The organism is Christiangramia lutea (assembly GCF_022489035.1).
Taxonomy (GTDB): domain Bacteria; phylum Bacteroidota; class Bacteroidia; order Flavobacteriales; family Flavobacteriaceae; genus Christiangramia; species Christiangramia lutea.
Genome location: NZ_JAKVTV010000004.1, coordinates 88,224 through 100,692, shown reverse-complemented (window position 1 = coordinate 100,692; position 12,469 = coordinate 88,224). Strand labels below are relative to the sequence as shown.

20 protein-coding genes are annotated in these 12,469 nt (G+C 38.6%); all 20 read right to left on the bottom strand.

The genetic code is table 11. From position 1 onward, the window contains the following. Positions 1-150 precede the first annotated feature (150 nt). The 20 genes from eno to rplE all read right to left on the bottom strand — a co-directional run bounded on the left by eno (position 151) and on the right by rplE (position 12,468). Positions 151-1,440 (bottom strand): phosphopyruvate hydratase, encoded by a 1,290-nt coding sequence (gene eno, locus ML462_RS12530; RefSeq protein ID WP_240714157.1) that lies wholly within the window; start codon positions 1,438-1,440, stop codon positions 151-153. A gap of 141 nt (positions 1,441-1,581) precedes the next feature. After that, a complete protein-coding gene (locus ML462_RS12525) occupies positions 1,582-2,241 on the bottom strand; it encodes a hypothetical protein (protein ID WP_240714156.1) in 660 nt (219 codons plus the stop codon). A gap of 1 nt (position 2,242) precedes the next feature. After that, positions 2,243-2,767, bottom strand: a complete 525-nt coding sequence (locus ML462_RS12520) for a hypothetical protein (protein ID WP_240714155.1) — start codon at positions 2,765-2,767, stop codon at positions 2,243-2,245. A gap of 140 nt (positions 2,768-2,907) precedes the next feature. Then, entirely contained in the window at positions 2,908-4,020 is a 1,113-nt protein-coding gene (gene carA, locus ML462_RS12515) for a glutamine-hydrolyzing carbamoyl-phosphate synthase small subunit (RefSeq protein ID WP_240714154.1), read from the bottom strand. Positions 4,021-4,133: 113 nt separating this feature from the next. Beyond that, the gene (gene rplQ / locus ML462_RS12510; protein WP_240714153.1) at positions 4,134-4,673 is read right to left on the bottom strand and encodes a 50S ribosomal protein L17; all 540 of its coding nucleotides are present in this window, start codon (positions 4,671-4,673) and stop codon (positions 4,134-4,136) included. Positions 4,674-4,777: 104 nt separating this feature from the next. After that, complete coding sequence (locus ML462_RS12505) at positions 4,778-5,770, bottom strand: DNA-directed RNA polymerase subunit alpha (RefSeq protein WP_240714152.1); 993 nt, start codon at positions 5,768-5,770, stop codon at positions 4,778-4,780. A 22-nt stretch (positions 5,771-5,792) separates the two neighbouring features. Beyond that, positions 5,793-6,398 carry a 30S ribosomal protein S4 gene (gene rpsD, locus ML462_RS12500; protein WP_240714151.1) on the bottom strand — a complete coding sequence of 202 codons (606 nt, stop codon included), beginning with the start codon at positions 6,396-6,398 and terminating at the stop codon, positions 5,793-5,795. A gap of 83 nt (positions 6,399-6,481) precedes the next feature. Further along, positions 6,482-6,883, bottom strand: coding sequence for a 30S ribosomal protein S11 (gene rpsK, locus ML462_RS12495; protein ID WP_026933561.1), 402 nt, complete (start codon positions 6,881-6,883; stop codon positions 6,482-6,484). A gap of 8 nt (positions 6,884-6,891) precedes the next feature. Continuing rightward, positions 6,892-7,266 (bottom strand): 30S ribosomal protein S13, encoded by a 375-nt coding sequence (rpsM, locus tag ML462_RS12490; protein WP_240714150.1) that lies wholly within the window; start codon positions 7,264-7,266, stop codon positions 6,892-6,894. A 2-nt stretch (positions 7,267-7,268) separates the two neighbouring features. Beyond that, the gene (ykgO, locus tag ML462_RS12485; RefSeq protein ID WP_010519235.1) at positions 7,269-7,385 is read right to left on the bottom strand and encodes a type B 50S ribosomal protein L36; all 117 of its coding nucleotides are present in this window, start codon (positions 7,383-7,385) and stop codon (positions 7,269-7,271) included. A gap of 117 nt (positions 7,386-7,502) precedes the next feature. Continuing rightward, on the bottom strand, positions 7,503-7,718 hold the full coding sequence (infA, locus tag ML462_RS12480; RefSeq protein WP_072553873.1) for a translation initiation factor IF-1: 216 nt from the start codon (positions 7,716-7,718) through the stop codon (positions 7,503-7,505). Between the two features lie 2 nt (positions 7,719-7,720). After that, a complete protein-coding gene (gene secY / locus ML462_RS12475) occupies positions 7,721-9,058 on the bottom strand; it encodes a preprotein translocase subunit SecY (protein ID WP_240714149.1) in 1,338 nt (445 codons plus the stop codon). Between the two features lie 11 nt (positions 9,059-9,069). Then, complete coding sequence (rplO, locus tag ML462_RS12470; RefSeq protein ID WP_240714148.1) at positions 9,070-9,522, bottom strand: 50S ribosomal protein L15; 453 nt, start codon at positions 9,520-9,522, stop codon at positions 9,070-9,072. A gap of 9 nt (positions 9,523-9,531) precedes the next feature. After that, complete coding sequence (gene rpmD / locus ML462_RS12465) at positions 9,532-9,714, bottom strand: 50S ribosomal protein L30 (RefSeq protein ID WP_240714147.1); 183 nt, start codon at positions 9,712-9,714, stop codon at positions 9,532-9,534. Between the two features lie 13 nt (positions 9,715-9,727). Further along, the gene (gene rpsE / locus ML462_RS12460) at positions 9,728-10,252 is read right to left on the bottom strand and encodes a 30S ribosomal protein S5 (protein ID WP_011710679.1); all 525 of its coding nucleotides are present in this window, start codon (positions 10,250-10,252) and stop codon (positions 9,728-9,730) included. 5 nt (positions 10,253-10,257) lie between these two features. Further along, complete coding sequence (rplR, locus tag ML462_RS12455) at positions 10,258-10,614, bottom strand: 50S ribosomal protein L18 (protein ID WP_156274135.1); 357 nt, start codon at positions 10,612-10,614, stop codon at positions 10,258-10,260. Between the two features lie 12 nt (positions 10,615-10,626). Next, the gene (gene rplF / locus ML462_RS12450) at positions 10,627-11,169 is read right to left on the bottom strand and encodes a 50S ribosomal protein L6 (protein WP_240714146.1); all 543 of its coding nucleotides are present in this window, start codon (positions 11,167-11,169) and stop codon (positions 10,627-10,629) included. Between the two features lie 19 nt (positions 11,170-11,188). Continuing rightward, positions 11,189-11,587: a 30S ribosomal protein S8 gene (rpsH, locus tag ML462_RS12445; RefSeq protein WP_240714145.1), complete on the bottom strand. Its 399-nt coding sequence runs from the start codon at positions 11,585-11,587 to the stop codon at positions 11,189-11,191. A gap of 57 nt (positions 11,588-11,644) precedes the next feature. Beyond that, a complete protein-coding gene (rpsN, locus tag ML462_RS12440) occupies positions 11,645-11,914 on the bottom strand; it encodes a 30S ribosomal protein S14 (protein WP_026915158.1) in 270 nt (89 codons plus the stop codon). Positions 11,915-11,916: 2 nt separating this feature from the next. After that, the gene (gene rplE, locus ML462_RS12435; protein WP_240714144.1) at positions 11,917-12,468 is read right to left on the bottom strand and encodes a 50S ribosomal protein L5; all 552 of its coding nucleotides are present in this window, start codon (positions 12,466-12,468) and stop codon (positions 11,917-11,919) included. Position 12,469: the final 1 nt, after the last annotated feature.

Sequence of the window (12,469 nt, the reverse complement as noted above, 5' to 3'; positions counted from 1 at the left end):
TGGTTGGTTATTTAGCTGAAATTAGCAATTAAAGAACAGCTCTCACATTATTATTATTTAAATGATTGTTAATATAACATATAAAATAATTAGAAGTAAACAAAAAAAGCCCCTTCTTACGAAGAGGCTTTAAATCTTAGCGATAGATTTTTACTTAATCTTGAACGCATTATCCTGAGGATAATAAGCCATATGACCTAATTCTTCCTCTATTCTTATCAACTGATTGTATTTCGCCATACGGTCACTACGTGAAGCAGAACCTGTTTTGATCTGACCCGTATTCAAGGCTACAGCTAGATCCGCAATGGTATTGTCTTCAGTTTCTCCGGAACGGTGAGACATTACAGAAGTATATCCGGCATTGTGAGCCATATTCACCGCTGCGATCGTTTCAGTTAAAGTACCTATCTGGTTTACCTTGATCAAAATCGAATTAGCGATATTTTCTTTGATCCCTCTTCCAAGACGTTCTACGTTGGTTACGAAAAGGTCATCTCCTACTAACTGAACATTATCCCCGATCTTATCGGTTACGGCTTTCCAGCCTTTCCAGTCATTCTCGTCCATTCCATCCTCGATAGAAATAATTGGATATTTCGAAGCAAGTTCTGCAAGATATTCGGCCTGCTCTTCACTGGTTCTTACCTTACCTTTATCTCCTTCAAACTTAGTATAATCATATTTCCCATCCACAAAGAATTCAGCAGCAGCGCAGTCTAGTGCGATCATCACATCTTTGCCTGGCTTGTAACCTGCCTTTTCAATAGCTTTCAATATTGTGTCCAAAGCATCTTCAGTTCCTTCCAGTGTTGGCGCAAAACCACCTTCATCACCTACAGCAGTACTCAGACCACGGTCGTGAAGAACTTTCTTAAGATTATGGAAGATCTCTGTACCCATTTTAAGGGCATGAGAAAAACTTTCTGCCATTACCGGCATGATCATAAACTCCTGAAAGGCAATAGGCGCATCACTGTGAGAACCACCATTGATGATATTCATCATTGGTACCGGAAGTGTATTTGCGCTAACACCACCAACATATCTATAAAGAGGCATATTCAATTCATTGGCAGCTGCCTTGGCAACAGCAAGAGAAACTCCTAAAATAGCATTGGCTCCTAATTTAGATTTATTCGGAGTTCCATCAAGATCTCTCATAGTTTGATCTATCAGGTTCTGTTCAAAAACAGAGTAGCCCATTAATTTATCGGCGATCTCTCCGTTAACATTGTCCACAGCTTTTTTAACTCCTTTTCCCATGAAGTCGTCTCCTCCATCACGAAGCTCTACGGCCTCATGTTCTCCAGTAGAAGCTCCAGAAGGTACCGCAGCACGTCCCATAATTCCATTTTCGGTATAAACATCTACTTCTACCGTTGGATTTCCTCTGGAATCAAAAATCTGCCTGGCATGAATATCTAAAATAGCACTCATAATATCATTTTAATTAGTTAATTGAACAGCTGCAAGATACAAATACAGCTATTAAAAAGCGAGTGAACACCCCAGTTTTAAGGCATTTATAACTTAAAATGAAACTCAAACGTTTTCGGAAAAATGAAATAAGAGAAAACCCTAATTTTTGAAAATATCGAAATATGCGCGAAATGTAAGTCCTAGTCCGTCGGCACTACCCTCCTTGTAATTATATTTAGTTTCTGAAAATTGAAGATCCTCAAAGGCCTTTTTAGTATCTAGGGTTGAATAGGTTATCAGAAAGCTGAATTTTATTCTGTCCAATCCAAAAAAGTCACCTTCCACACCTGCAGAAAATGTCCAGAAACTATGACTAGTTCTTTCACTTACTTCTTCAGTAAGATCATACTGGTTAGCATTCCTGCGAAAAAATCTTTCAGAGGCTTTTATACTTCCCAGGTTATATTCCGGGAGCAATACTAAGGCAGCCTCTTCATTGCCGAATATAAACTTTGGTGCTACCGAAAAATTCAAGGAATTAAACCTCCCATCGTACCTGGCTGTAGCCAGGGGAGGTGAACTTTCAAAATTTAGTCGTTCGAATTCATTGGGCTGGCCAGAATAGTAATTAATTCCTACCTCGGGAGCTATGAATTTAAAGCGAAAAACTTCAATTCCCACTTCAAAGCCACCATAAAGGTTAGATTCAAAACCTTTATCATAAACCGGTTTTGCCCCAGTATAGATCTTAGGTTCAAATTGTGCCTGTCCCTGGAATGAGCATGCAATCAACCACAGGAAAAATAGAAAACGTATCAATCTACTCCTTTCCTAATTTGAAACCTAGTTGAATATCGATAAGGGGAGAAAAATAGGTGTCTCCCAGGTCGTTGAAACCTAAACCAGCACCAAGGTTCAGATTTAATTTAAAATTACTATTGTAAATTCTTTGAAGACCCCAGGTTGGTCCTATGAAACCGGTAAGATCAATCTCCATATCACCAATAATGGCGTCTCCACTCCCAAGTAAACCAGCGAGAGCTATATAATTGGCACTATTTTCTGAAACCTTCTTCCCTTTTTCAGCTCTTTTTTTAAAATTGTAATAATATCTGTACTGTGCTCCAAATTGAGGAAAAATACCAAACTCCGCTTCTTCAAGGTAATCGGCATCATGGTAGCCAAAGCCAAGTCCCAGCATCAGATCGACAGATGTATTATCTGAAACCGCGAGTTCATACTCAGCAGATGGTATTAAAAAGTTTAGTGAAAATTGATTTTGGGTAGATTGAGCATTGGTAAATATTCCAGTAAACAGGAATACGGCAAGTAGAATTTTCTTCATGTTAGGTTTGGGTTCAATTTAATAATTCCCGAAACTACCTAATTACACGTTCTCCAACAAATTTATTTTATAGCCAAACGTTAAAACTAAAAAGACCGGAAATCAATCCGGTCTTTATAATATGTAAATTGTGCTGACAGTTATGCTTTCACTTTTTTGATCCTTTCTATGAATTCATCAAAAAGATAGCTGGCGTCATGTGGACCCGGACTTGCTTCAGGGTGATACTGCACAGAGAATGTATTTTTACTCTTCATGGCCAGGCCACCTACAGTTCCGTCGTTTAAACATATATGAGTTATCTCTACATCTGGATGATTTTCTGTTTGCTCTTTATCTACAGAGAAACCGTGGTTTTGTGAAGTTATTTCACCTTTACCAGTGATCAAATTCTTAACCGGATGATTAATTCCCCTATGCCCGTGATGCATCTTGTAAGTTTTAATACCATTGGCGATAGCGATGATCTGGTGACCAAGGCAAATACCAAATAGTGGATGATCATTTTCTATTATGGTTTTTGTTACCTTAATGGCATTATCCAAAGGTTGTGGATCTCCAGGGCCGTTAGATAGGAAATATCCATCCGGATTCCACTCCTTCATCTCTTCATAGCTGGCATCATATGGAAACACTTTAATGTAAGCATCCCTTTGAGCAAGATTTCTAAGAATATTGGTTTTGATCCCAACATCTAAAGCAGCGATCTTTAAACTCGCATTTTCGTTACCAAAGAAATAAGGCTCTTTAGTAGACACTTTAGATGCAAGTTCAAGTCCGTTCATATCGGGAACGGTTTTCAATTTTTCCTGAAGCTTTTCAATATCTTCAACATCAGTCGAAATAATAGCATTCATGGCACCATTTTCTCTAATGTAGGTAACCAGGGCTCTTGTATCTACATCTGAAATTGCAAAAATGTTGTTTTCAGTTAAAAAATCCTCAAGAGATTTGTCTGAAGCCGGCCTGGAGGGAGTATAACTAAAGTTCTTACAAATTAGCCCGGCAATTTTGGCACTATCAGATTCATTCTCTTCTTCATTAGTACCATAATTTCCAATATGCGCATTGGTGGTCACCATGAGCTGCCCGTAATAGGAAGGATCTGTAAAGATCTCCTGGTACCCGGTCATCCCGGTATTAAAACAAACTTCTCCTACTGCATTTCCTTCCTTGTTTCCAACGGCCTTCCCATAAAAGATAGTACCGTCTTCCAGTAAAATGATCGCTTTTCTTTTCGCCTGATATTTCATACTTGTGTTGTTGTGTTACTGTGGCTGTAAAATTAATTATCAATAGGGTATAAAAAAAGGATAAACTATTAAAGCTTATCCTTTTAAAATTTAGATTGCAAAGAGAATCATTTCTATTCTTCTTTTTTATCGTCCTTTTTTTCAGCCTTTGGCTCTTCAGCTTTTGGCTCTTCTTTTTTAGTTTCTTTAGCAGCAGCTTCTTTCGGCTGAGCTGTAGAAGCTGAATCATCAGACTTCTTCTTACCAGCACGACGAGTAGACTTTTTCTTCTTAGGCTTATCTACACCATAAGTTTCGTTGTAGTCTACAAGCTCGATCATTGCCATTTCAGCAGCATCTCCAAGACGGCTACCTAGTTTAATAACTCTGGTATAACCTCCCGGACGATCTCCTACCTTAGGAGCTACATCTCTGAAAAGCTCACTAACAGCTTCTTTGCTTCTAAGTTTACTGAAAACTACACGTCTGTTATGGGTAGTATCTTCTTTAGACTTAGTTACTAGAGGCTCTACAAATACTTTAAGAGCTTTAGCTTTTGCAACTGTAGTGTTGATTCTTTTGTGCTCAATTAGGGAACAAGCCATATTCGCAAGCATTGCCTTACGATGTGCTGTTTTTCTACCTAAATGGTTTCCTTTTTTTCCGTGTCTCATGACATTTTTTATTTCATCATCTTGCTGCGACCCATTTTGAGGAGCAAAATATGATGGGATTTATATTACTTAACTAAAAGCCGGGAATGAAATTCCCGGTTCTTCTAGTCTTTATCTAATTTATATTTTGAAAGGTCCATTCCAAAGTTCAAACCTTTGTTGCTTACAAGTTCTTCCAACTCAGTAAGTGATTTTTTACCGAAGTTTCTGAATTTCATAAGATCATTCTTGTTGTAAGAAACAAGGTCTCCTAAGGTATCAACTTCAGCTGCTTTCAAACAGTTAAGAGCTCTAACCGAAAGATCGAGGTCTACCAGTTTAGTCTTAAGTAATTGTCTCATGTGAAGAGATTCTTCATCATAAGTCTCAGTTTGAGCAATCTCATCAGCCTCAAGAGTAATTCTCTCATCAGAGAATAACATAAAGTGGTGAATAAGAGTCTTAGCAGCTTCGGTTAAAGCATCCTTTGGATGAATAGAACCGTCACTTATAATTTCAAATACAAGTTTTTCGTAGTCAGTCTTCTGCTCAACACGGTAGTTCTCGATACTATACTTTACATTCTTAATAGGAGTGTAAATAGAATCTGTGAAGATCGTACCAAGAGGAGCATTGGCTTTTTTGTTTTCTTCGGCCGGAACGTAACCTCTACCTTTTTCGATAGTTACTTCCATGTTCAGGCTTACTTTCTTATCCATATGACAGATTACCTGGTCTGGATTAAGAATTTGAAATCCTGAGATGAATTTCTGGAAGTGACCGGCAGTTAATTGATCTTCTCCGGAAACTGAAATGGTAACCGATTCGTTATCGATCTCATCGATCTGCCTTTTAAATCTGATCTGTTTCAGGTTAAGGATTATCTCGGTTACGTCTTCCACTACTCCTGCGATGGTAGAGAATTCGTGATCTACGCCTTCAATTCTAACTGAAGTGATCGCGAAACCTTCCAAAGAAGATAAAAGCACTCGTCTTAAAGCGTTACCAACGGTTAATCCATATCCAGGTTCCAAAGGGCGAAATTCAAATTTCCCTTCGAAATCTGTTGAATCAATCATTATAACTTTATCGGGCTTCTGAAAATTTAATATTGCCATATTTAGACTTCTGTGTGAATTATTATTTCGAATATAATTCGACTATAAATTGCTCGTTAATGTTTTCAGGAATCTGAACTCTTCCTGGTACAGATACGAAAGTTCCTTCTTTCTTCTCTGAATTCCATGAAAGCCATTCGTAAACACTGCTGTTATTTGATAGTGATTCCTGGATCACAGCAAGTGATTTAGATTTTTCTCTTACCCCAACTACATCTCCAGCTTTCAGGTGGTAAGAAGGTATATTTACTAGTTCTCCGTTTACAGTGATGTGACGGTGACCAACTAACTGACGGGCAGCTCTTCTTGATGGAGCAATACCCATACGGTACACCACATTATCTAAACGAGATTCGCAAAGTTGAAGAAGCACCTCACCTGTAATTCCCTGCGCGCGGGTTGCTTTTTCGAACATGTTGCGGAACTGACGCTCAAGAATACCATAAGTATACTTAGCTTTTTGCTTTTCCATTAACTGGATAGCATATTCAGATTTTTTTCCACGACGACGGTTATTCCCGTGTTGTCCTGGAGGATAGTTTCTTTTTTCGAAAGATTTGTCGTCTCCAAAAATAGCTTCACCGAATTTACGGGCTATTTTAGTTTTTGGACCAGTATATCTTGCCATTACTATTGTTGTTTTAGAAAGGGATTATGAATTAAGGCATAAGTCCTTCGATAATCTAAATCCTTTCCTATTATTAAATTTTATTAAACTCTACGTCTCTTTGGTGGACGACAACCGTTGTGCGGAAGCGGTGTTACATCGATAATCTCAGTCACCTCTATTCCATTATTATGAATAGATCTGATCGCAGATTCTCTACCGTTTCCAGGACCTTTAACGTATACTTTTACTTTACGCAGTCCAGCTTCGTGAGCTACTTTAGATGCATCTTCAGCAGCAAGCTGTGCAGCGTAAGGAGTATTCTTCTTAGATCCTCTAAAGCCCATCTTTCCTGCAGATGACCATGCTACAACATCTCCCTTTTTATTAGTAAGGGAAATAATGATGTTGTTGAAAGAAGCAGTTACGTGTGCTTCACCGTTTGACTCAACGATTACTTTACGTTTCTTCTGAGTTTTAGCTTTTGGATTCGCTTTCTTTGCCATACTACTTACTATTTAGTTGCCTTTTTCTTGTTAGCAACTGTTTTTCTTCTTCCTTTTCTGGTTCTGGAGTTGTTCTTAGTTCTTTGGCCTCTTAAAGGAAGTCCCGCTCTGTGGCGAATTCCTCTATAGCATCCAATATCCATAAGACGCTTAATACTCATTTGAACCTCAGTACGTAATTCTCCTTCGATTGTAAATTGACCAACAGCCTCACGGATCTTACCGATCTCGTCATCGTCCCAATCTGAAACTTTCTTACTTTCGTCAACTTTAGCCTGTGCAAGTATCTCCTGAGCCCTGCTTTTGCCAATTCCGAAGATATAGGTCAATGCTATAACTCCTCGCTTTTGTTTAGGTATATCTACCCCTGCAATTCTTGCCATAATTAGCCTTGTCTTTGTTTAAATCTAGGATTCTTTTTGTTAATCACGTAAAGGCGCCCTTTTCTGCGTACTATCTTGCAGTCGGCACTTCTCTTTTTTATTGATGCTCTAACTTTCATCTTTATCTCTTTTTGATTCACCGGCAGAGCCTTACCCCATTCGATGAAATTTTAGCCTTCATAAATTTTTCAGAGTGCAAAAGTATAAAAAATTTATAAAAGGCTGAAAATTACTTTTTAGTATCTGTAAGTTATTCGAGCCTTAGTTAAATCGTAAGGACTCATTTCCAGTTTTACCTTATCACCGGGAAGCAATTTTATATAATGCATACGCATCTTCCCGGAGATATGGGCAGTCACGACGTGACCATTCTCCAATTCTACACGAAACATCGCATTTGACAATGCTTCAATGATAGTTCCGTCTTGTTCAATTGGTGGTTGTTTTGCCATAATTAAGCTACTGCTTTTCTGTTTTTACCTGTTTTCATTAATCCGTCATAGTGTCTATTCAACAAGTAAGAATTAACCTGCTGCATAGTATCTATTGCAACTCCAACCATAATTAAAAGCGAGGTACCTCCGAAGAATAACGCCCAGCTCTGCTGTACACCCAGCAAAGAGAATACTATTGCAGGGAACACTGCAATTAGCGCCAGGAATATAGATCCTGGAAGGGTTATCTGAGACATAATACGATCTAGGTATTCTGCGGTTTCAGTTCCAGGACGAATCCCAGGAATAAATCCACCACTTCTTTTAAGATCATCAGCCATTTTATTTGTTGGAACAGTGATCGCTGTATAGAAATAAGTAAATATTATAATCAATATAGCGAACACCAGATTATACCAAAATCCGAATATATTCTGAAATGCTGCAGTAACACCCTGTGCAGTATCTGAGTCTGAAAGACCCGCAACCGCTACAGGAATAAACATAATTGCCTGAGCAAAGATGATTGGCATTACTCCTGATGCATTCAGCTTAAGCGGAATATATTGTCTTGATCCGAAAACATTCTTTTCATATCCACCAGAGGCAGATCTTCTGGCATATTGCACCGGGATCTGACGAACAGCCATAACCAGCATAACTGAAGCCATGATAATGGCAAACCAGATAACTAATTCTATCAGTATCATTACCAGACCACCATTCGATTCAAATACTCTTGAAGCGAATTCCTGAATAAAGGCTTGCGGTAGGGTGGCAATAATACCGACCATAATCAATAATGAAATACCGTTACCAATACCTTTATCTGTGATCTTCTCACCCAGCCACATTGCGAAAATAGTTCCTGTAGTAAGGATGATTACCGATGAAACAACAAATGTAATGTTGTCTCCAAGCATAAATGCCTCTCCCGGTAACGTTGCGAACAGGTTATAGATATAACCTGGCCCCTGTACAAGAGTAATCGCGATGGTAAGCCAACGCGTGATCTGATTAATCTTCTTACGCCCACTCTCACCTTCTTTCTGCAGCTTTTGCAGATAAGGAATCGCGATCCCCATCAACTGAACCACGATTGAAGCAGAGATATAAGGCATAATACCTAATGCAAATACAGAAGCGTTAGAAAACGCACCACCTGTAAAGGCATTAAGAAGCCCTAGTAATCCACTATCAGTCTGGCTAGCCAGGTTAGAGAGTTGAGCGGCATCGATTCCGGGAAGCACAACTTGCGCCCCGAAACGATATACCAAAAGCAAACCGAGGGTAACTAAAATTCTATTTTTTAGCTCCTCGATTTTCCAAATATTCTTGATCGTATTGATGAATTTCATTTGATTATCTATTATAAAGTAACAACTTCACCTCCGGCAGCTTCGATAGCTTCTTTCGCTGAGGCCGTAAATTTATGAACAGATATTTTCAACTTTGCCTTTAATTCACCTCTACCTAATATCTTAACAAGCTCGTTTCTTCCAGCTAGACCGTTTTCAACTAACACGTCCATATCCACTGTATCTTTGATTTTCCCTTCATCTACAAGAGTCTGAAGAGTATCAAGGTTGATACCCTGGTATACCTTACGATTTCTGTTAGTGAATCCAAATTTTGGAACACGTCTTTGAAGTGGCATCTGCCCACCTTCAAAACCTATCTTTTTAGAATAACCAGAACGTGACTTGGCACCTTTGTGACCTCTGGTAGCGGTTCCACCTTTACCAGATCCTTCACCACGCCCAATACGCTTGCTATTTTTTCTAACTGAACCTTCTGCAGGTTTTAAGTTACTTAAATCCATGAGAGATTATTATTTTGTTTCTTCTACAGAAACTAAGTGTTTAACTTTATTTACCATACCAAGGATGTTTGGCGTATCGTCATGCTCAACCGTCTGCCCAATTCTTTTAAGTCCTAAAGACTCAAGAACAAGCTTTTGATTCTTAGTGCGGTTGATAGCACTTTTTGTTTTTGTGACTTTTATCTTTCCCATCTTATTCCTTGATTTATCCTTTAAAAACCTTTTCCAATGAAACACCTCTCTGTTTTGCAACAGTTTCAGCACTTCTTAATTGAAGTAAGGCATCAAAAGTAGCTTTTACAACGTTATGAGGGTTTGAAGATCCCTGGTTCTTAGAAAGTACATCATGTACTCCTACAGATTCCAATACCGCACGAATCGCACCACCAGCAATAATACCGGTACCGGCAGCAGCTGGAAGCAACATTACTCTTGCTCCACCATACTTACCTTTTTGTTCGTGAGGTAAAGTTCCTTTATGTAAAGGAATGCGTACCAGATTTTTCTTAGCGTCTTCTACCGCTTTAGAGATAGCGTCTGCAACTTCCTTAGATTTTCCAAGTCCTTGCCCAACAACACCATTTTCATCTCCTACTACTACAATAGCAGAGAATCCAAAAGCTCTACCACCTTTTGTAACCTTAGTAACACGTTGTACTCCAACCAAACGATCTTTCAATTCAAGACCACCTGGTTTTACATGTTCTACGTTTTTATAATCTTGATACATATTTTCTAGAATTTTAGTCCTCCTTCGCGAGCACCTTCTGCTAATGATTTAACTCTACCGTGGTATAAATATCCACCTCTATCGAAAGAAATCGTATCTATCCCGGCTTTCTTCGCCTTTTCCGCAATGGCTTTTCCAACCATCACAGCCTGCTCTTTTCTATCTGCAGAAGCAGAAGCGATTTCCTTATCTCTTGAAGAAGCTGATGCTAAGGTCTTACCTTCTACGTCGTCGATGATCTGAGCATAAATTTCTCTATTGCTTCTAAAAACAGATAATCTTGGACGGCTTTCAGTTCCAACGATATCCTTACGGATACGTTTTCTGATTTTATTTCTTCTATCTTGTTTTGACACTGCCATAACTAAACTTTATTAAGCTGATTTACCTGCTTTTCTTCTCAATTGCTCGCCTACAAACTTAATACCTTTCCCTTTGTAAGGTTCAGGTTTCCTGAATGAACGGATCTTAGCAGCAACCTGTCCTACAAGCTGCTTGTCATGAGAAGTAAGCTTCACGATAGGATTCTTACCTTTTTCTGAGACAGTCTCCACTTTTACTTCGGGAGCCAAATCTAGTACAATATTATGAGAATAACCAACGGCAAGATCAAGCTTGTTTCCCTGGTTGCTAGCTCTGTAACCAACCCCTACAAGTTCAAGTTCTTTTGTGAAACCTTTAGTTACACCTTCAATCATATTGTTTATCAAAGCACGGTAAAGACCGTGTTTTGCTTTCTGATCACTTTTTTCTGAAGAACGCTCAAAAGTAATAACATTATCTTCGATTTTCACATCGATGTCATCAACCTTTTGTGTAAGCTCTCCTAATTTTCCTTTTACCGTTACAAGACCGTCTTTGTGATCTACTGTCACACCTTCTGGAATCGTAATTGGGCTTTTACCTATTCTTGACATTTCTTTAGTCTTTTAAGTATTAGTAAACGTAGCACAATACTTCACCACCAACTTTATCAGCTTTCGCTTGCTTTCCTGTCATTACTCCGTGAGAAGTAGAAACAATAGCAATTCCAAGACCATTAAGGATTCTTGGGATCTCAGTTGATCCGGCGTATTTACGTAAACCAGGTTTACTTATTCTTTGAATTTTCTTAATTACTGGCTCTTTAGTAAGTTTATCATACTTCAGAGCGATCTTGATAGTTCCCTGAGCGGTATTATCTTCGAACTTGTAACTAAGAATATATCCTTGATCGAATAATATCTTAGTGATCTCTTTTTTAACATTGGAAGCAGGAATTTCCACTACTCTGTGGTTTGCAGCATTTGCATTCCTGATTCTTGTTAAGTAATCTGCAATAGGATCTGTATTCATTTATCTTTATTTGCGGATGTGGTTTTCAATGTTTGAACCTTCATCCAATTTATAATTTTACCAGCTTGCTTTCTTAACACCTGGGATAAGACCTTGGTTAGCCATTTCTCTGAACATTACACGAGAAAGACCAAACTGTCTCATATACCCTTTAGGTCTACCAGTTAATTTACATCTGTTATGTAAACGAACCGGAGAAGAGTTCTTTGGTAATTTCTGTAGTGCTTCGTAATCACCAGCTTCTTTAAGCGCGGCTCTTTTCTCAGCATACTTCTTTACCAATTTCTGTCTTTTAACCTCACGGGCTTTCATTGATTCTTTAGCCATAATTAGTTCTTTTTAAAAGGTAATCCTAGTTCGGTTAACAATGCTTTTGCTTCCTTATCGGTTTCAGCAGTAGTAACGAATGTGATATCCATACCAGCAATTCTATTCACTGCGTCGATATCGATCTCTGGGAAAATTATTTGCTCAGTTACCCCTAGGTTATAATTACCTCTACCATCAAATCCGTTAGATTTGATACCGTTAAAATCACGTACACGCGGTAAAGCGGTAGTAATAAGTCTATCTAAGAATTCATACATTCTATATCCACGTAAAGTAACTTTAGCACCAATTGGCATTCCTTTACGCAGCTTAAACGATGCGACATCCTTCTTCGAAATAGTAGCAACGGCCTTCTGACCACTAATAGCTGAAAGCTCGTCTACAGCATGATCGATAAGTTTCTTATCGGCTACTGCTCCACCAACTCCACGGCTAATTACTATTTTCGTAAGTTTTGGCACCTCCATTACATTGGAGTAGCTGAATTCTTCCTTAAGAGCATTTTTCACTCTCTCGTTATATTCCTGTCTAAGTCTTGGTACGTATGCCATA